Source organism: Pantoea nemavictus (assembly GCF_037479095.1).
GTDB classification, from domain to species: domain Bacteria; phylum Pseudomonadota; class Gammaproteobacteria; order Enterobacterales; family Enterobacteriaceae; genus Pantoea; species Pantoea nemavictus.
In genome coordinates, this window is record NZ_JBBGZW010000001.1 from 2898393 (window position 1) to 2917695 (window position 19303).

Annotated in this window: 19 protein-coding genes; 8 read left to right on the forward strand and 11 right to left on the reverse strand. The window is 53.3% G+C overall.

Annotated features, from left to right (window positions below; genetic code table 11):
- Nucleotides 1-19: 19 nt before the first annotated feature.
- From lpxC to secA, 3 genes are all read left to right on the forward strand, one after another.
- Complete coding sequence (gene lpxC / locus WH298_RS13190) at nucleotides 20-937, forward strand: UDP-3-O-acyl-N-acetylglucosamine deacetylase (RefSeq protein ID WP_007888639.1); 918 nt, start codon at nucleotides 20-22, stop codon at nucleotides 935-937.
- Between the two features lie 274 nt (nucleotides 938-1211).
- Nucleotides 1212-1712 (forward strand): secA translation cis-regulator SecM, encoded by a 501-nt coding sequence (gene secM / locus WH298_RS13195; RefSeq protein WP_007888640.1) that lies wholly within the window; start codon nucleotides 1212-1214, stop codon nucleotides 1710-1712.
- Nucleotides 1713-1788: 76 nt separating this feature from the next.
- On the forward strand, nucleotides 1789-4494 hold the full coding sequence (gene secA, locus WH298_RS13200) for a preprotein translocase subunit SecA (RefSeq protein ID WP_180823057.1): 2706 nt from the start codon (nucleotides 1789-1791) through the stop codon (nucleotides 4492-4494).
- Nucleotides 4495-4533: 39 nt separating this feature from the next.
- Here the strand turns inward: secA and WH298_RS13205 are convergent, their stop codons facing one another.
- Nucleotides 4534-4968 carry a winged helix-turn-helix domain-containing protein gene (locus tag WH298_RS13205; protein ID WP_238344432.1) on the reverse strand — a complete coding sequence of 145 codons (435 nt, stop codon included), beginning with the start codon at nucleotides 4966-4968 and terminating at the stop codon, nucleotides 4534-4536.
- A gap of 138 nt (nucleotides 4969-5106) precedes the next feature.
- On the opposite strand from WH298_RS13205, the gene mutT reads away from it, so the two are divergent.
- Nucleotides 5107-5502: an 8-oxo-dGTP diphosphatase MutT gene (gene mutT, locus WH298_RS13210; RefSeq protein WP_180823058.1), complete on the forward strand. Its 396-nt coding sequence runs from the start codon at nucleotides 5107-5109 to the stop codon at nucleotides 5500-5502.
- Nucleotides 5503-5533: 31 nt separating this feature from the next.
- Here the strand turns inward: mutT and yacG are convergent, their stop codons facing one another.
- Genes yacG through coaE form a run of 3 tightly spaced genes read right to left on the reverse strand, consistent with a single transcriptional unit; the run spans nucleotide 5534 to nucleotide 7096 of the window.
- Complete coding sequence (gene yacG / locus WH298_RS13215; protein WP_007888648.1) at nucleotides 5534-5731, reverse strand: DNA gyrase inhibitor YacG; 198 nt, start codon at nucleotides 5729-5731, stop codon at nucleotides 5534-5536.
- Between the two features lie 8 nt (nucleotides 5732-5739).
- The gene (gene zapD, locus WH298_RS13220; RefSeq protein ID WP_007888650.1) at nucleotides 5740-6483 is read right to left on the reverse strand and encodes a cell division protein ZapD; all 744 of its coding nucleotides are present in this window, start codon (nucleotides 6481-6483) and stop codon (nucleotides 5740-5742) included.
- 4 nt (nucleotides 6484-6487) lie between these two features.
- Nucleotides 6488-7096 (reverse strand): dephospho-CoA kinase, encoded by a 609-nt coding sequence (gene coaE / locus WH298_RS13225; RefSeq protein WP_049851453.1) that lies wholly within the window; start codon nucleotides 7094-7096, stop codon nucleotides 6488-6490.
- 218 nt (nucleotides 7097-7314) lie between these two features.
- On the opposite strand from coaE, the gene WH298_RS13230 reads away from it, so the two are divergent.
- Nucleotides 7315-8355 carry a GMP reductase gene (locus WH298_RS13230; RefSeq protein WP_007888654.1) on the forward strand — a complete coding sequence of 347 codons (1041 nt, stop codon included), beginning with the start codon at nucleotides 7315-7317 and terminating at the stop codon, nucleotides 8353-8355.
- A 33-nt stretch (nucleotides 8356-8388) separates the two neighbouring features.
- Here WH298_RS13230 and hofC read toward each other — a convergent pair whose 3' ends face one another.
- The 4 genes from hofC to nadC all read right to left on the reverse strand — a co-directional run bounded on the left by hofC (nucleotide 8389) and on the right by nadC (nucleotide 12487).
- The gene (gene hofC / locus WH298_RS13235) at nucleotides 8389-9588 is read right to left on the reverse strand and encodes a protein transport protein HofC (RefSeq protein ID WP_180823059.1); all 1200 of its coding nucleotides are present in this window, start codon (nucleotides 9586-9588) and stop codon (nucleotides 8389-8391) included.
- Nucleotides 9581-10969, reverse strand: a complete 1389-nt coding sequence (gspE, locus tag WH298_RS13240; RefSeq protein WP_180823060.1) for a type II secretion system protein GspE — start codon at nucleotides 10967-10969, stop codon at nucleotides 9581-9583. The genes hofC and gspE overlap by 8 nt, the downstream gene beginning before the upstream one ends.
- Nucleotides 10969-11412 (reverse strand): prepilin peptidase-dependent pilin, encoded by a 444-nt coding sequence (gene ppdD, locus WH298_RS13245; protein ID WP_180823061.1) that lies wholly within the window; start codon nucleotides 11410-11412, stop codon nucleotides 10969-10971. Before ppdD ends, gspE begins: the two co-directional genes overlap by 1 nt.
- Nucleotides 11413-11590: 178 nt before the next feature.
- Complete coding sequence (gene nadC / locus WH298_RS13250; protein WP_180823062.1) at nucleotides 11591-12487, reverse strand: carboxylating nicotinate-nucleotide diphosphorylase; 897 nt, start codon at nucleotides 12485-12487, stop codon at nucleotides 11591-11593.
- A gap of 181 nt (nucleotides 12488-12668) precedes the next feature.
- On the opposite strand from nadC, the gene ampD reads away from it, so the two are divergent.
- A complete protein-coding gene (gene ampD, locus WH298_RS13255) occupies nucleotides 12669-13220 on the forward strand; it encodes a 1,6-anhydro-N-acetylmuramyl-L-alanine amidase AmpD (protein ID WP_007888669.1) in 552 nt (183 codons plus the stop codon).
- A gap of 16 nt (nucleotides 13221-13236) precedes the next feature.
- The gene (ampE, locus tag WH298_RS13260) at nucleotides 13237-14091 is read left to right on the forward strand and encodes a beta-lactamase regulator AmpE (protein WP_007888676.1); all 855 of its coding nucleotides are present in this window, start codon (nucleotides 13237-13239) and stop codon (nucleotides 14089-14091) included.
- On the opposite strand, the gene WH298_RS13265 is transcribed toward ampE, so the two are convergent.
- The 3 genes from WH298_RS13265 to aroP form a co-directional block, all read right to left on the reverse strand.
- Nucleotides 14073-15026, reverse strand: a complete 954-nt coding sequence (locus WH298_RS13265; protein WP_049851460.1) for a glycoside hydrolase family 43 protein — start codon at nucleotides 15024-15026, stop codon at nucleotides 14073-14075. The two genes, ampE and WH298_RS13265, sit on opposite strands and share 19 nt — an antisense overlap.
- On the reverse strand, nucleotides 15023-16429 hold the full coding sequence (locus WH298_RS13270) for a glycoside-pentoside-hexuronide (GPH):cation symporter (protein WP_180823063.1): 1407 nt from the start codon (nucleotides 16427-16429) through the stop codon (nucleotides 15023-15025). Before WH298_RS13270 ends, WH298_RS13265 begins: the two co-directional genes overlap by 4 nt.
- 162 nt (nucleotides 16430-16591) lie before the next feature.
- Nucleotides 16592-17947 (reverse strand): aromatic amino acid transporter AroP, encoded by a 1356-nt coding sequence (gene aroP, locus WH298_RS13275; protein ID WP_007888683.1) that lies wholly within the window; start codon nucleotides 17945-17947, stop codon nucleotides 16592-16594.
- Nucleotides 17948-18460: 513 nt separating this feature from the next.
- On the opposite strand from aroP, the gene pdhR reads away from it, so the two are divergent.
- Nucleotides 18461-19225, forward strand: coding sequence for a pyruvate dehydrogenase complex transcriptional repressor PdhR (gene pdhR, locus WH298_RS13280; protein ID WP_007888684.1), 765 nt, complete (start codon nucleotides 18461-18463; stop codon nucleotides 19223-19225).
- Nucleotides 19226-19303: the final 78 nt, after the last annotated feature.

Sequence of the window (19303 nt, forward strand, 5' to 3'; positions counted from 1 at the left end):
AATATTGCGAGATAAAGCGATGATCAAACAAAGGACATTAAAACGTATTGTTCAGGCGACTGGTGTCGGTTTACATACCGGCAAGAAAGTCACGCTGACCTTACGCCCTGCGTCGGCTAATACCGGGGTCATCTATCGTCGCACTGACTTGAATCCACCGGTTGATTTCCCGGCTGATGCAAAATATGTGCGCGACACCATGCTGAGTACCTGCCTGGTGAATGATGAAGGCGTGCGTATTTCAACAGTTGAACACCTGAACGCCGCATTGGCGGGCTTGGGCATCGACAACATTATTGTTGAAGTTGATGCACCGGAAATCCCGATTATGGATGGCAGTGCCGCGCCTTTTGTCTATCTGCTGATGGATGCTGGCATCGAAGAGCTGAACAGTGCGAAGAAATTCGTGCGCGTTAAGCAAACGGTGCGTGTTGAAGATGGTGATAAGTGGGCCGAGATTAAGCCGTACAACGGTTTTTCACTCGACTTTACCATCGACTTCAAGCACCCGGCGATTGACTCAAGCTCGCAGCGTTATCAGCTCAACTTCTCGGCTGAGAACTTTGTGCGTCAAATCAGCCGTGCGCGCACTTTTGGCTTTATGCGTGAAATCGAATATCTGCAGTCTAAAGGCCTGTGCCTGGGCGGTAGTTTAGATTGTGCGATTGGCCTCGATGATTTCCGCGTATTAAACGAAGACGGTCTGCGCTTTGAAGACGAGTTTGTTCGTCATAAAATGCTCGACGCGATCGGTGACTTGTTCATGTGCGGTCACAATGTTATTGGCGCATTTACCGCCTTTAAATCTGGACATGCGTTGAACAATAAGTTGCTGCAAGCGGTTCTGGCGAAGCAGGAAGCCTGGGAATGGGCGACCTTTGAAGACGAAGCTGAACTGCCACTGGCATTCAAAGCACCTAATTTAGTTCTGGCTTAAGTCAGACATAAAACGGCAGGTTTCGCTGACACCCTCTCCGGTCAGTTGAACCTGCCGTTTTTTATTGCCTCGCACCTAACCCTGCCAAACCGATCTCAATTCACTGTCGTGACTGGTGAAACGCTATACAAAAAAACGTGAATTCCGCCGTGGGCCCTTTAATCACTGGTGTCGAAGCCGCACATAAGTGCTATCATCTGGCGCTCATATAAGCTGGTTAACGCAGTTTTAGTCGACAGCTTTATTACTTTATTCAATGCATTGTGGACGGGTTGTGATCGGGATTTTCTCACGCTGGCGACAATTAGGCAGACGCTATTTCTGGCCTCATCTCCTTTTGGGGATGGTGGCGGCCAGTTTGGGCTTGCCTGCCTGCGCGCAAAGCTCTGAACCCACGGCGAACGATTCGCCGATCAGCAGCCTATTTGTTGGCAATGTTGTTCAGTTCGATCATCTCATTCGTTTGCAGGAAAGCGCGCGTCGACCGAATTTTAACGTCGATTATTGGCATCAGCATGCAATTCGTACGGTGATACGCCACCTTTCCTTTAGCATGACGCCACCCGCTCAGGCTGAGGCCGACCAGGCTTTACCGCTGGCGGCGCAAAAGCTGGCGTTGATTGGTTCGCTTCAAGCGCTTTTAACCTCTCCCGCACAGCCACTTACTGTCGTTGAGCCGCAGCAAAACCTGCGTCACAGCGAGCCGCAAATCCACTCTTCTGCTGATTGGCAGGCTGCTATTCACGGCATCCGCGCCGGACCTTTCGAAGCTTAACTGCTAACCTTTTTTCCGCATCCTGTTTTAGATTTTGCAGTCCGTGAGATCACGGCTGAATTGAGAAAAATTTATCATGTTAATCAAATTGTTAACTAAAGTATTTGGCAGCAGCAACGATCGTACTCTGCGCCGTATGCGTAAAGTGGTAGACATCATCAACAAGATGGAGCCAGATTTCGTTAAGCTCTCCGATGATGAACTGAAAGCGAAAACTGACCTGTTCCGTGAGCGCCTGAAAAAAGGCGAGAGCCTTGAAAGTCTTATTCCAGAAGCTTTTGCCACCGTACGCGAAGCTAGTAAGCGCGTATTTGGCATGCGCCACTTTGATGTGCAGCTGATCGGCGGCATGGTGCTGAACGAACGTTGTATCGCGGAGATGCGCACCGGTGAAGGTAAAACCCTGACCGCAACTTTGCCTGCTTACCTGAATGCGCTGAGCGGCAAAGGCGTGCACGTGGTGACCGTCAACGACTATCTGGCGCAACGTGACGCCGAAAATAACCGCGCACTGTTTGAGTTTCTTGGCCTGACCATTGGTATTAACCTGCCAAATATGCCAGCCGTGGCAAAGCGTGAAGCCTATGCAGCCGATATCACCTACGGCACTAACAACGAATACGGCTTCGACTACCTGCGTGACAACATGGCATTCAGCCCGGAAGAGCGCGTGCAGCGTAAACTGCATTATGCGTTGGTGGATGAAGTCGACTCCATCTTGATCGATGAAGCACGTACGCCATTGATCATCTCTGGTCCTGCTGAAGACAGTTCTGAACTGTATACCAAAGTTAACAAGATCATCCCGCACCTGGTCCGCCAGGAGAAAGAAGACTCTGAGACTTTCCAGGGCGAAGGCGATTTCTGGGTCGATGAGAAAGCACGTCAGGCGCACATGAGCGAGCGTGGCCTGGTGAAAGTTGAAGAGCTGCTGGTTAGCCAAAACATTATGGAAGAGGGCGAGTCACTCTACTCACCGACCAACATTATGTTGATGCACCATGTTACGGCGGCACTGCGTGCTCATGCACTTTTCACCCGTGATGTAGATTACATCGTCAAAGACGGTGAAGTGGTCATCGTCGATGAACATACCGGTCGTACCATGCAAGGTCGCCGCTGGTCTGATGGCCTGCATCAGGCCGTTGAAGCGAAAGAAGGCGTGGAAATCCAGAATGAAAACCAGACGCTGGCTTCTATCACCTTCCAGAACTACTTCCGTATCTACGAAAAACTGGCCGGTATGACCGGTACGGCAGATACCGAAGCATTCGAATTTAGCTCTATCTATAAACTCGACACTATCGTGGTGCCAACTAACCGTCCGATGGTGCGTAAAGATATGGCCGATCTGGTCTACATGACCGAGAAAGAGAAGATCGATGCCATTATCGAAGACATTCGCGCCTGTACTGCAAAGGGGCAGCCGGTGTTGGTGGGTACAATTTCGATTGAGAAATCCGAAGTGGTCTCCAATGAGCTGACGCGCGCAGGCATTAAACACAGCGTGCTGAATGCGAAATTCCACGCCAGTGAAGCGGATATCGTGGCACAAGCGGGCCAGCCAGCTGCGGTAACTATCGCAACGAACATGGCCGGTCGCGGTACCGATATCGTGCTGGGCGGTAGCTGGCAGGCTGAGCTTGCCGCGATGGACGAGCCGACTGAAGAGCAAATTGAGGCGATGAAAGCCGCCTGGAAACTGCGTCATGATGCAGTGCTGGCGGCGGGTGGCCTGCACATCATTGGTACTGAGCGTCACGAATCACGTCGTATCGATAATCAGCTGCGTGGTCGTGCTGGTCGTCAGGGTGATGCCGGTTCTTCACGCTTCTACCTGTCGATGGAAGATGCCTTGATGCGTATCTTCGCTTCGGATCGCGTATCAAACATGATGCGTAAACTGGGTATGAAGCCAGGCGAAGCGATTGAGCATCCATGGGTGACCAAAGCAATTGCCAACGCTCAACGCAAAGTGGAAAGTCGTAACTTCGATATTCGTAAACAGCTGCTGGAATACGATGACGTTGCTAACGATCAGCGTCGCGCCATCTACAGCCAGCGTAACGAACTGCTGGATGTGTCTGATGTATCTGAAACCATCAACAGCATCCGTGAAGATGTCTATAAAACCACCATCGATACTTACATTCCACCGCAGTCGCTGGAAGAGATGTGGGATGTCGCGGGCCTGGAAGAGCGTCTGCGTAACGACTTCGATCTGAACCTGCCAATTGCTGAGTGGTTGGATAAAGAGCCTGATCTGCATGAAGAGACGCTGCGCGAACGCATCATGAGCCATGCTGCTGAAAACTATGCTGCCAAAGAAGAAGTGGTTGGTGCAGAGATGATGCGGAACTTTGAAAAAGGCGTGATGCTGCAAACGCTGGATTCGCTGTGGAAAGAGCATCTGGCGGCGATGGACTATCTGCGTCAGGGGATCCACTTGCGCGGTTACGCACAGAAAGATCCGAAGCAGGAATATAAGCGTGAATCCTTCTCTATGTTTGCAGCAATGCTGGAGTCACTGAAGTACGAAGTGATCAGTACCCTGAGCAAGGTCCAGGTACGCATGCCAGAAGAAGTTGAAGCAATGGAGCAGCAGCGTCGTGAAGAAGCGGAGCGCTTAGCACAGCAGCAACAACTGAGCCATGTTGATGATGCAACCGCAGCAGCCGAAGCCTTAGCAGCACAAGGTGGCGAAAGGAAAGTGGGCCGTAATGACCTTTGCCCATGCGGCTCAGGCAAAAAATATAAACAGTGCCACGGTCGTCTGGCCTGATAAAAAAGGAGCCTTCGGGCTCCTTTTTTTGCTTAAGCCTTAGCGCGTAATTGCCATTAGCTTCTCTTCGTTGAGTCGTACGCCGTGATAAGGCAGCGTGACCAACAAACCATCCGGCAAGCCAAATCGTTTGAATAATGCCCGGCTTTGAAACAGCAATTGATGATAATTATTGTCGCTGATACCTGGATAGCTCTCATTCCACACTGTCGCAATGATCTGACGTTTTGAGGTAATCCGCAGCAACAGGCAGGAGAAGAAGCGTTTTTGCGCTTCGTTAAGTGGCATGATTTTATGTTCAGGCCACCAGGTTAGGGTGTTCTGAGCACTGTCTAAGGTGAGAAGGTCGTGAAATACCAGATGGCGTAGAGTATGTAATTGTTCCGGCGTGTTTTGTTCCAGAAACGTTGTTTCTTTGAATTCCATAGGTAATCGGGTTTGGCAGAAGAAAGTGGCTGCGAGTATTCCCAACATCCCCGGTTGCGATCATTACGACATGTCTTAATCAATGGCTTTTGTGCGGCACATGGCGTCACATCCATCTCAGTGGTTAACATCACGCAACGTCTGATTTACACTCAGCGCTCATTTATTAAAAGCGGAATCCAGCTTATGAAACACCTGCAGGTTGCGGTGGGCATCATTCGCAATACAGATCGTCAAATTTTTCTAGCCCAGCGGGCGGCAAGCTCCTATATGGCTTATAAATGGGAGTTTCCAGGCGGGAAGATTGAACAAGACGAAACCGCCGAGCAGGCGCTGAAACGTGAGTTGATGGAAGAAACCGGGATAGACGTTACTTCAGCTAAGGCAATTGGACTGGCCGATCATAGCTATGAAGACCTGCGCGTTACGCTGCATTTCTTCCTGGTGGAAGGCTGGAACGGTGCGCCTTATGGCCGTGAAGGACAGCCACAACGCTGGGTTGGACAGCAGGATTTGGTTGCGGATGAATTTCCTCCGGCAAACCATGAGCTGATAGGTCGTCTGGTGGCCGGCGAGTTTTAAGTTAAGGGGCTGCTGGCCCCTTACTTTTTTGTTACTGCTGCTCTTCGCTCCAGTCATCGCTGTCTGTCAGGTCACCGTTGCTGGGAATGCGTTTTTCTTCTGCTGCCCATTCCCCTAAATCAATCAGCTGGCAACGTTTGCTGCAGAATGGCCGCCACGGGCTCAACTCATCCCAGATCACATCTCTACGACAATTGGGACAAGGTACGGTAATAATCTCTTCCGGCATAACTTCCTCTAACAACAAGCTAATTCAAAATTCAGTCGGGCTGGCACCTCACCCCGTTCGCTGTCTAACGGCAGAAAACGAATGGCATAGCGACTTTTGTGACCCGAGACTTGCGGATACAGCGCATCTTCCAGCATTAACTGCAGGCGCAGCAAATCGGATCCTTCGGCATTGTCCTGATAAAAACCATTGAGGCTAGTTTGATGACGGAATACGCCGGACTGACGCACTAAATCGAGAATCATCGTCAAACTATTACGCAGCGGATTCAGCGATTCTAACCAGCTATTGACCTGCACATCACGCACCGATTGGTCCTGATGCAGCCAGATGTGCAGACTTGGTAAATCAAAACTACAGCAGCCGCCGGGAATACTCAGGCGCTGACGTACCAGCGCAATCAGGCGATCTTCACGTAGCTGTTGGCCCATCCGCGGCGCAGCCATCAATTCGCTAGAGTATTGTTTCAATTGCTGGCGCAGATTGCTAACGCGCAGTTCGTCAACGCCAGGCACATCCAGCCAGGCGCGTAACTTCTGCTGCTGCCGCTCCAGCTCTTTTAGCAATTCGGTGCGCATATCTCCGCGCTCAAAAATATCCAGGAGATCGCTAAGTATGCGAAAAACGCCGAGAGCCGAGACCGAACCACTTACTGGCACAGTTTCATGCAGCTGATCAATAAGATACTCAACGCGCAACCAGGTACGCATCTTCTCGTTCAAAGGGTGTTCGAATAGAACAACTGTACTCATGATGTTAATCCTTTCCGGTTGCTGCCAGACTTAGATAGTGCTGGTGAAGAGCAGCAACGCGCGGTAGCACCTGTTCAGGCGTACCGCTGTTATCAATGATGTCATCCGCACAGGCTAATCGCTGCTCACGACTGGCCTGCGCGGCAAGAATACTTTTCGCCTGACTCAGTGAAATGCCATCGCGCTGTTGAGTGCGTTGCAATTGCGTTGCGGTATCCACATCTACCACCAGCACACGATCGGCCTGCTGCTGTAATCCATTTTCGACTAACAGCGGCACCACCCAAAGCACATAAGGTGAAGTGGCCAGTAACTTTAATTGTTGTGTGCGGGCGTTAATGAGTGGATGGAGCAACTGATTGAGCCAGTTTTTTTCTTGCGGTTGCTGGAAAATAATTTCACGAAGTCGCGCACGATAGAGTGTGCCTTCAGCCGTCAGAATGGATTCTCCATGTCGTTGAGCAATCGCCTTTAAGGCGGGCGTGCCGGGTTCAACGACTTCTCTGGCAATGGCGTCAGCGTCAATAATATCAACGCCTAGCGCTGCGAAAGCATTAGCAATAGTGGTTTTACCACTGCCAATGCCACCGGTGAGCGCAACGGTATAAGGCATAGCGTTCTCGCAAAATTTATATCGTGAGCGGTGATTAACCACAGCAAGATGAGAGCATGATCACAATCATTTTTCTCAGCTAAATTTAAGGGATTGTAGCCTAAATAAAGTGAAATTCGCAGTCTTGTCGCGCAAGGAATGGCGCGTATGATAACGACACTGGAGCCGTGAGCGCTACCCGAACCGCGGTTCGTCTTCACTAACCAGGACAATCAGCTATGCGCATTGAAGAAGATTTAAAACTGGGCTTTAAAGATGTTTTAATCCGCCCAAAACGCTCCACCTTGAAAAGCCGTTCCGAGGTTGAACTGGAACGCACCTTCACTTTTAAACACTCAGGCTTGAACTGGAGCGGCATACCCATTATTGCCGCTAATATGGATACCGTCGGCACGTTCACTATGGCTGAGGCGTTGGCCAGTTTTAACCTACTGACCGCGGTGCATAAGCACTATAGCGTAGAAGACTGGCAGGCATTTGTGCAGCGCGTCCCGGCGACGGTGCTGAGTTATGTGATGGTTTCCTCAGGCACATCTGAATCAGACTTCACTAAGTTATCCGCGATTCTGGCGTTATCACCGCAACTCAATTTCATCTGTATCGACGTGGCTAACGGCTACTCCGAGCACTTTGTTCAGTTCTTGCTGCGGGTGCGTGAAAGCTTCCCAGGTAAAACCATCTGTGCGGGCAATGTCGTCACCGGTGAAATGGTGGAAGAGCTAATTTTGTCGGGCGCTGATATCGTCAAAGTAGGGATTGGCCCTGGCTCGGTGTGTACCACGCGAGTGAAGACCGGCGTGGGCTATCCTCAGCTCTCTGCGGTTATTGAGTGTGCTGATGCGGCACACGGTCTGGGTGGACAAATCGTCAGTGATGGCGGCTGTTCGGTTCCGGGCGATATTGCCAAAGCTTTCGGTGGTGGTGCAGATTTCACCATGCTAGGTGGCATGCTTGCGGCGCATGACGAGTGCGAGGGCACCATCGTTGAAGATCAGGGTGAGAAGTTTATGTTGTTCTATGGCATGAGCTCCGAATCGGCGATGAAGCGTCACGTAGGCGGCGTGGCGCAGTACCGTGCGGCTGAAGGTAAAACCGTACGCTTGCCATTGCGTGGTCCCGTTGAAGATACGGTGAAAGATATCCTCGGTGGCTTGCGTTCAGCCTGCACCTACGTGGGCGCGGAGCGTTTGAAAGAGCTGACTAAGCGCACCACCTTTATCCGCGTAGCAGAACAGGAAAACCGCGTGTTTACTCGCTGATCGAAGATAACGGGCGCGCACAGCGCGTGCCCGTTAACGAATCGCATCACCCAGGCCAAATACCGGCAGATACATCGCTATCACTAACGTCCCAACAATCCCGCCAATCACCACCATCATCATCGGTTCCAGCGACGCAGCCAGAGCATCAGCCCGCGCCAGCGTTTGGGCCTCATGCCACTCCGCCAGACGCGCCAGCATCACATCGAGCGCACCTGCCTCTTCGCCAACTCTGACCAACTGGGCACAAAGCGGTGTAAACAGCAGATGCTGTTGTAACGCCTGATGCAGCGGTGCACCCGCGGCGATATGCTGTTGCAATTGAACAATGGCATCACGCCACAGACGCGATACTAGCGTAACCTCTACCGCCTGCAGGCTCTGTAACAGCGTTAAACCAGATTGCTGAGTAAGTTGCAGGATGGCGTAAATCTGGCTGAGCTGCCCACCGCGCCACAGCGGTGATAGCAACGGCATGCGTAACAGCCATTGCTGTGTACGCTTTTGCCAGGGCACTGAGCGTCGATAAGTTTGCTGCGCAGTTGCCAGCACCGCGGCGCATACCAGCGACAGCGGTAGTGCGGCTTTCTGCAAAAGTTCTGACAGAGACATCACCGCAGCGGTAAAAGCGGGCAACGGAGCATCAAAACTGGCATACACGGAGACAAATTCCGGCAACACGAACAGCAGCATGCCGGCACTGACCGCGAGCGCCACCAGCAAGATAAACAAGGGATAACGCAGCGCCTTCACAACTTTTTGCCGTAAATATTGCTGCTTGCTTTGCTGCTGCGCCAGCTGGCGACAGCATTCGTCGAGTTGGCCCGTTAACTCGCCAACCTGCATCAGCGCGGGAAACAGCGGTGGAAAGATTTGCGGCCACTCCTGCAGCGCCTGTGAAAAGGGTTCACCGGCAATGACGCGGCGCTGCAATCCTTTCAGTAATACCCGCCAACCGGCATGCGGATGACCTTCCGCCAGCAGTATCAGGCTTTCGGCCAGCGGCAAACCGGCTTTAAGTAGCGTCGCTAATTGCCTAACCAGATCGATCTTCTGCTGCCACTTCCAATCGCGTGAGCGCCAGCATTTACCACGCTGCCAACTCACCGGCAGCATGCCTCGATCGGAAAGTTGATTGAGTAGGGCTTCCTGGCTGATGTTGATCGACTCACCTTCCTGCAATACGCCCATGGTATCAAGCGCATGCCAGCGAAAATGATAGAGATTAGCCATCGCCAAGTCCCACCACGCGCTGCATCTCCTCAAAAGAGGTATCGCCGCGACTCACCGCTTCCAGCCCCGCAGCCAGCAATGTTTTCAATCCTTGCTCATTGGCTATGGCCAGCAAATGCTCTAGCGGCATATCTGCCGAGATAGCATTTTGCAATTTGCTGGTTATCGGCAGAATCTCAAACAGCGCCAGACGGCCATAATAACCAGAGAAGCAGTGATCGCAACCGGGCGCTCGCCAGGTTTGTAGGGTGCTAGGCCAGAGGTCGGCTGGCAGATGGGCGATAGCTTGCCCTGGCTGACGGCAATGCACGCACAGGCGCCTGACCAGGCGTTGCGCGACCACCAGTTGCAGAGCAGGTCCCAGCAGATAGCCCGGAATGTCCATCTGGCGCAGACGCGTCAACGTTTCAGCGGTTGAGTTAGTATGCAAAGTGGAGAGGACCAGATGGCCGGTTTGTGCCGCCTTAACGGCAATGCTTGCTGTCTCGGCATCACGAATTTCACCCACCATAATGACATCAGGATCCTGGCGCAGCAGTGCACGCAGCACACGATTAAAATCAAGCCCGCTGCGCGGCTGGATCTGCGTTTGATTAATGCCATCGAGCGGAATTTCCACCGGGTCTTCCACGCTACACACGTTCTTTTCCGGCACGTTTAGCGCGCTTAAGCCGCTGTAGAGCGTGAAGGTTTTTCCGCTTCCGGTGGGGCCGGTGACCAGAATCAAACCCTGAGGCTTTGCCAGCGCATTTTTCAACAGGCGCAGCTGTGCTGCGGGCATCCCCAGCTTATCGAGCGTGATGGCGCTATTCTCACTTTGTAGCAAACGCACCACGGCTTTTTCACCCTGGCTGATGGGTAATGTAGAAAGGCGAAATGCTGCCAGTTTGTCGTCTATCTCCAGTGTAAACTGCCCGTCTTGCGGTAAACGTCGTTCGGCAATATCTAATCCGCCGAGGATTTTTAAGCGTGCCAGTAGCGCAGCAGGCTGAACTTCAGAGGATTGAGGCAGTTTATGAAGAACGCCATCAATGCGCAGACGCACGCGCAGCCCATGACGTTGCGGTTCGAAGTGGACATCCGATGCGCGACGCTGGATTGCCTGGCGCAAGATTTGATCCACCGCGTTAATCGCAGATTCGGCGCTGGCGTGTTCACGTGGCGCGGTAGCGACTTCGGGTTCGTGCAGCAATTGTTCGAGTCGTGCCGCAGGCCAGCATTCGACGTCGACCTTGCACTGGCTGGCGAACTGTAATGCTTCCAGTAGCAGCGGGTCGGGCGTCTCTGCTACCGCCACGCGCAGCTGCGTGGCGTCATGTTGCAAAATTACCGCCTGATAACGTGCGCACAAGGCTTGTAACGCGGCATTTGGATTGTCCATTAATTGGCATCCTTGTCATCAAAGCGGAACTGCTCAAGACAGCTATCGCGCAGGCTACTGTTATCACTGGTACAACTACGCTGCCAGCTCATGGTGCCATCCGTTGCGTTCCAAATTGGCAGCATTTCGACCGCTAATCCGCTAAGGCTCTCTTGTCCGGTCAGATTGATCGTACCGTTGACCACGCTCAGCGTTGCCACATAGCGCGAACCTCTCGCCGCAGGAATGCCGCGCTGTCCCGCCTGACACTGCGCTGGACCGCCACGTTCAATCGAACAGAGTTCCACTGCCGTTTTATACGGCACCATGGTTTGCAGCATGTCGGTTAGCGCCGCGCGTTGCAGATAATTTTGGTAGGCCGGTAAACCGATGGCGCTGAGAATGGCGACGATGCCAATCACAATCATCAATTCGATGAGGGTAAAACCGCGTTGTCTTTCCATAATGATGCTCCTTGTTGTGGAGCCGCTACGGTAGAAAAGGGCGAGTAAAAGCGGAAGCCAGGCATGCGCGAGTCTGGAAAGCATCGCGCAGAGAATCGTCAGGATTACAGATGAGCTAGCAGAAATTTGGAAGGCATACCGCAAAACCGCCGCCACGAAGGGCGACGGAGACGCTGAATTAAAGGTCGCGGAAGCGCATCGATAAATCCAGCGCGCGCACATGTTTGGTTAACGCACCAACGGAAACGTAGTCGACGCCGGTCTGGGCAATGTGTGGCAACGTGGTTTCGGTAACGTTGCCAGAGACTTCCAGCAGCGCACGTTTATTGGTTAGCGCCACCGCTTCATGCATCATTTCAAGGCTGAAGTTATCCAGCATGATGATGTCCGCGTCAGCATCAATGGCATCCTGCAGTTCCGTCAGTGATTCGACTTCGACCTCAACCGGCACATCGGGCGATAGCCACAGCGCTTTTTCTACCGCGTTGCGCACCGAGCCGCTGGCAATAATGTGGTTTTCTTTAATCAGAAAAGCATCCGACAAACCTAAGCGATGATTGTTACCGCCACCGCACAGCACCGCATATTTCAGCGCGGTACGCAGGCCGGGTAGGGTTTTACGCGTGTCGAGCAGTTGCGTGTTGCTACCTTGCAGCAGGGCCACATAGCGGCTGACTTCAGTAGCCACTCCAGACAACGTTTGTACGAAGTTAAGCGCAGTGCGTTCTGCGGTTAAAAGCAGGCGCGCCGGGCCACTGAGCTCAAATAGCAGTTGATCGGCAACCAGCTTTTGTCCATCTTCAACATGCCAGTTGATGCTCACTTTATTGCCCAACTGGGTAAACACCTCTTCCACCCAGCGTTTACCACAAAAAACACCGACTTCACGCGTGATTACCTGGGCCACAGCCTGCTTCTCGGCTGGCAGCAGTAACGCGGTGATATCGCGATCGGCATCCACTTCGCCGCCCAGGTCCTCCTGAAGCGCGCGGGCAACGGCTTCAGGGATATCTTGCTCAATACGCTTAATCAATTCCTGACGGCGATGATCGGGATCGTAACGACGCGTTGCCATGGTTTACCACTCCACAAGACGAGATTTTGTGCGCTCACCTTAGCCTGATTTATCGGCCATTGCCAGTTGCTGCAGGTGAAATGTTTAGTATCCTTAACTCCGTGTTGCTGGCGCATTAAGTCGCAAGTCTGCACTCTGAAACATGTTATTCTCAGCCTGATTTTGCTGAGGATTTAACGGCATGAAACTGGAAGAGGGCTGGATCACCAGCGCGCGCAAAGTACCGTCACCCCACTTTAATCAGCGTCCGAATGATGAAGTTCCCTCGCTGTTAGTGATTCATAACATTAGCTTACCGCCCGGTGAGTTTGGCGGGCCGTGGATCGATCGGCTGTTTACCGGCACGTTGCCTGCGGATGCGCATCCCTATTTTGCCGAGATCGCCCACCTACGCGTGGCGGCACACTGTTTGATTCGCCGCGATGGTGAGTTGGTGCAATACGTCTCTTTCGATCAGCGCGCCTGGCACGCTGGGGTATCACAGTTTGAAGGGCGTGAAAGCTGCAATGATTTTTCGATGGGCATTGAGCTGGAGGGCACCGATACGCTGCCGTATACCGATGCGCAATATGCCACTTTGCAACAGGTGACGGCGTTGTTATTGCAGCACTATCCATTGACGCCGTCGCGCATTACCGGCCACAGCGATATAGCGCCGGAACGTAAAACGGATCCGGGGCTCTCGTTTGACTGGCCGCGATATAAAGAGTCTATCAGGCAGGAGAATTCCTGAAACAGCAGGAGCAGGTATGACGTTGTTTAGCTTGTTATTAGTCTTAGGTTGGGAACGCCTTTTTAAGCTGGGTGAACATTGGCAACTGGATCATCGGCTTGAGCCGCTGTTCCGGAGACGTCAGCGCTTTTCCCTGCTGCGCACGCTGTTGATGACCGTCATGGCGATGCTGATCGTCTGGCTGGTGGTGTGGAGCCTGAAAGGTATTCTGTTTGGCGTAGCGCAACTGCTGTTCTGGATTGTGGTGGGTTTGCTATGCATTGGCGCCGGTTCGGTACGGCTGCACTATCACAACTACCTTAAAGCCGCGAGCCATGACGATGAAGCAGCCCATCAGGCGATGGCCGCCGAGCTGACACTGATTCACGGTGTGCCTGTTGAGTGCAGCGAACGCGAGTTCCTGCGTGAACTGCAGAATGCGCTGATATGGATTAACTTCCGCTACTATCTTGCGCCGCTGTTCTGGTTTGTGGTTGGCGGTCCTTACGGTCCGGTGCTGTTAGTGGGTTATGCATTTCTGCGCGCCTGGCAGAGTTGGCTGGCGAAACACCATTCGCCGCTGGAGCGTTCGCAATCTGGCGTTGATCGCCTGCTGCACTTGCTGGACTGGATTCCTGTGCGCCTTGCCGGTGTGGCTTACGCGCTACTCGGGCACGGCGAGCGTGCGCTGCCGGCGTGGTTTGCCGCGCTTGGCGATCTGCATCGCCCGCAGTATCAGGTGCTGACCAGCCTGGCGCAGTTCTCGCTGGCACGCGATCCCCACATGGATAAAGTCGAAACGCCACGTGTTGCAGTGGCGCTCGCGAAACGTATTTCTCTGGTGCTGGTGGTGGTGGTGGCGCTATTGACCATCTACGGCACGCTGGTGTGATCGGCCGGCGGCACGCCGAAATCTGGTGTGCCGTCTTCGCGCCAGTCAACGTACTTTAATCGCGTATGGCGATTCGGATCCCACAGCGGATCGCCCTCAATTTCCGTATAGTTACGTGCGTGATACACCAGCACATCCCGCCCCGCCTCATCCACCGTAAAGCTGTTATGCCCTGGCCCGTATTGTTGATTATCCCAACTGGTGGCAAATACCGGACGCGCCGATTTATGCCAGGCGCTGATGTTAAGCGGATCGGCTGACACATCAATGCTTAAGATGCCAAGGCAGTAATTTTCATCGGTGGCGCTGGCGGAGTAGGTGACAAACAATCGTTCACCGTGCTGAATCACTGCCGGCCCTTCATTCACGCTAAACCCTGCGCATTCCCATTCATACTCAGGTCGGCTCAGCATCAGCGGGGCGCTTTTCAATGTCCAGGGATTGAGTAGCTCGGCGAGATAAAGGTTGGAGTTACCGGGAATAGCCGGGTCTTTCTGCGCCCAAAGATACCAGTGTTTGCCCTGATGCGAGAAGTAAGTGGCATCCAGCGAGAAGGAGTCAATGGGCGTGTGGACGCGACGGCAAGGTTGCCAGTTGCCGCTGAGCGGATCGGCATCATTGCACACCAGCGCATACATGCGGTGCTGGAAAAGCCCATCTTTAATTTCGCGCGTCGGCGCGGCGGCAAAATAGATCACCCATTGCCCATTTATGTGGTGCAGTTCTGGTGCCCAAATCAATGCGCTAAACGGGCCGGTATCGGGTTTGTGCCATACGGTAACGGCTTGCGCATCAATCAGGCCAGCCAGCGTAGACGCATAGCGAATCTCTAGTCGGTCATATTCCGGCACCGAGGCGATAAAATAGTAGCCATCCGCGTGACGCAGAATAAAGGGATCGGCGCGTTGGGTAATAAAAGGATTGGGCCAGCTCATTTGATCTCTCCGGGTTGCGTAGTCGCTGAGGACGCGATAGGGGATACGTGATGTGAATGGGCACGGCGTAGTGCCAGATCGGCCTGAATGGTGCGCATCATTTTGCGATCCACTTTCATCAAGCGCACCACGCCAGCGGTAATCAGATAGCCGACGCCAGGAATCACGGTAAACAGCAGCATGATGCCGTTAGTGGCGCTGGGTGCCTGTTGTTTGGCACCGGCATCGTAGCCATATATCGACAGCAGGAAACCTACCATCGCACCGGCAACCGCCAGCCCAACTTTCAGGAAGAACAGATTGCCGGAGAAGCTCATACCGGTGATGCGTTTGCCGGTTTTCCATTCACCGTAATCATCCACGTCGGCCATCAGCGACCAGTGCAGCGGCGAGGGAATTTGGTGCAGGATATTTAGCAGGAAATAGGCGATCACCACCGCGACGGTGGCGTGTGGATCGATCCAGTAAAAGCCGCAGGAGAACAGCGCCAGCGCGATGTTAGTCCAGAAAAAGACTTTGAGCTTGCACCAGCGGTCGGTAAGAACTTTCGCCAGCGTGCTGCCAAACATCATGCCGATGACGCCAAGGCTGATGAACAGCGTGGCGAAGTGAGTTGATTGGCCCATCACCCAGGTGACGTAATACATGGTGGCCGCCATGCGGATAAAACCAGGACAGACGTTACAGAACGTCAGCAGCAGAATGCGCACCCACTGATCGTTCTTCCATACGTCGCGCAGGTCCTGTTTCAAATCATCATTGCTTGGCGCCGCAGGTCGAATGCGTTCGCGCACCGTAGCAAAACAGAACAGGAACATGGCCAGACCAATCAGCGCCAACACGCTCATCGCCAGCTGATAGCCGCGTGCTTTATTGTCGCCACCAAACCACTCGGCCATCGGCAGTAGCGAAAGCGAAAGAATGAGCGTGGCAACGCCCACCATCACAAAGCGATACGACTGGCACGACACGCGTTCTCCGGGATCGTTGGTAATCACGCCACCCAGCGAGCAGTAAGGGATGTTGATGGCGGTATAGGTCAGCGACATCAGGAAGTAGGTGACAAATGCCCAGATAACTTTGTTGTCGTAGCTCCAGTCCGGCGTGGTAAACATCAAGACGCTGAACAGCACGTAGGGCACGGAAACCCACAGCAGCCAAGGGCGGAAACGGCCCCAGCGGCTCTGAGTTCGGTCGGCAATGGCGCCCATGATCGGATCGGTCACCGCATCCAGCACGCGCACCGAGAGCAACAGCGTGCCGACCAGCGCCGGGGCTAAGCCAAACACATCAGTGTAGAAATAATTGAGGAACAGCATGATGGCGCCACCAATCATGTTGCATCCGGCATCGCCCATGCCATATCCCAGTTTCTCCCGGAACGAGAGGGCTGCTCCTTTCATTGATCGTCTCCAGCGACTAGATGAGCAGAAATTATCTGTGCAAAATCAGTAATCTGCTGGGGAGCAAATGGTCGGGTAGATGGACAAAACGCGCGGGCGGGAAAAAGTGTGAGCCAGATCAGAGGAACTGCCCGGCAACAGCGTGCCGGGCAGGGAACAACATTAGGCTTTCTGTAGTTTGTTCTTAATGGTGTAGCCGATACCCAGAATCACCAGCCAGACCGGAATCAGCCATACCGAGATCGCCATGCCCGGCGTCATCAGCATAATGACCAGCACGCCGGCCAGGAACACCAGACAGATCCAGTTACCCAGCGGATAGAGCACCGCTCTGAAGCGGGTGGTCACGCCTTGCTGGTCTTTCTTCTTACGGAATTTCAGATGCGCCAGGCTGATCATCGCCCAGTTGATAACCAGAGCGGAAACCACCAGCGCCATCAGCAGACCAAAGGCTTCACCTGGCATCAGGTAGTTAATCAGGACGCACAGCAAGGTCGCAACGGCAGAGACCAGAATGGTGGCGACTGGCACGCCGCGGCTATCGACTTTCAGCAGCGCTTTTGGCGCGTTGCCTTGTTGCGCAAGGCCGAACAGCATGCGGCTATTACAGTAAACGCAGCTGTTGTAGACCGACAGTGCAGCCGTCAGGATCACCACGTTCAGCGCGTTGGCGACAAAAGCATCGCCCAGTTCATGGAAAATCAACACGAACGGGCTGGTATCGGCTGTTACGCGCGTCCACGGCAGCAGCGACAACAATACAGCCAGTGAGCCGATATAGAAAATCAGGATACGCCACAGCACCTGGTTGGTGGCTTTCGGGATGCTCTCTTCTGGATTGTCGGCTTCTGCGGCGGTAATGCCCACCAGCTCCAGACCACCAAACGAGAACATAATGATTGCCATCATCATCACGAGCCCGGTCATGCCGTGCGGCAAGAAACCGCCCTGATCCCAAAGGTTGCTCACGCTAGCCTGCGGGCCGCCGTTGCCGCTAAACAGCAGCCAGCCGCCGAACAGGATCATGCCGATAACCGCGACGACTTTGATGATTGCGAACCAGAACTCCATCTCACCAAACACTTTAACGTTGGTCAGGTTGATAGCGTTGATCAGTACAAAGAAGATGGCGGCAGTAGCCCAGGTGGGGAAGTCTGGCCACCAGAACTGCACGTATTTGCCGACGGCGGTCAATTCAGCCATGGCGACCAATACATACAGCACCCAGTAGTTCCAGCCCGAGGCGAAACCGGCGAAGTTGCCCCAGTATTTGTAGGCGAAGTGGCTGAAGCTACCGGCAACCGGCTCTTCAACCACCATTTCGCCCAGTTGGCGCATAATCAGAAAGGCAATAAAACCGGCGATCGCATAACCGAGAATCACGGCGGGACCCGCCGATTTAATCACTGATGCGCTACCCAGAAACAGGCCAGTACCTACGGCTCCGCCCAGCGCAATCAGCTGAATATGGCGATTCTTTAAGCCGCGGTGCAGCGTGTCGCCATGCTGTTGTTCCATACAAACCTCGTGATGTTGTTATTGTGCACCTGCAGTGCGCGCACTGTAAGGTCGTTTACCCTAATGTACTCTTTTCTTTACGGTATCTGGCATGCTGTGTGCATGCATGAGCTACCACGGCGTTCAGAATAGTGATAAGCGCGCCGCTTTGCACCTGCTTTTGCTTTTTGTGCTGAGAGATGACTGAAAAAGCAGCAGCATTCACTGCGCGCCGGTCGCAATATTTCTGCCACGAAAAAATCGTGAACACGAATAGCTTTCACTTATGGTTGCACGGTTTTGGCGGCGCTAACTCAGTGTAAGGTTAGGTAAAAGTGCAATTCATTAACATTTGCTGTCGCCCAGTAATTTCTCACTTAATCCCGGTGAATTAGCGCATCACTGCTACGATCTTCCCCTGAAGTGTGACCGCGCCCATATAGACACAAGGTGAATACTTTGTTACTTTACCGGCACCATTTTTCAATTGGTATTACCAATTTACTCCGGACGTTTGGCTGATAAGAAGGGAAGATGGCTTACAGTAAAATTCGCCAACCCAAGCTCTCTGATGCAATTGAGCAGCAACTGGAATCCCTGATTATGGAAGGGACGCTCCAGCCGGGAGAAAAACTGCTCCCCGAGCGTGAACTGGCGAAACAGTTTGATGTCTCACGTCCATCCTTGCGCGAAGCGATTCAGAGCCTGGAAGCTAAAGGCCTGCTGATGCGTCGTCAGGGCGGTGGCACCTTCGTCCAAAAAAATCTCTGGCAAAGCCTAAGCGACCCGCTGGTCGGGCTGCTTGCCGAACATCCAGAATCTCAGTTTGACCTGCTGGAAACCCGCCATGCGCTGGAAGGCGTTGCTGCCTATTATGCGGCGCTGCGGGGCACCGATGAAGATCTGCAGCGCATCCGCGACTGCCATGTTCACATTCAGCAGGCACAGGACAGCGGCGATCTCGATGCTGAAGCCGATGCAGTGATGAAGTATCAGATCGCTGTCACAGAAGCCGCTCATAATGTGGTGCTTCTGCATTTGCTGCGTTCCATGGGCCCTATGCTGGAACAAAACGTCCGTCAGAATTTTGAATTGCTCTACGCTCGCCGGGAAATGCTGGCGAAAGTGAGCGGTCACCGCGCCAGTATTTTCGAGGCGATTGTGGCTCGTGAGCCAGAACAAGCACGCGAGGCCTCTCATCGTCACCTGGCGTTCATTGAGGAAATCTTGCTGGATAGAAGTCGGGAGCAGAGTCGTCGTGAACGCTCCCTGCGTCGTTTACAGCAACGTAAGGAATAACGCACGGCAACGAACGTGCGGAAAACACGACGGGCCTGTCTTCTTGTGCTGTGAACCAGAAGCAAAGCACAAGCAGAC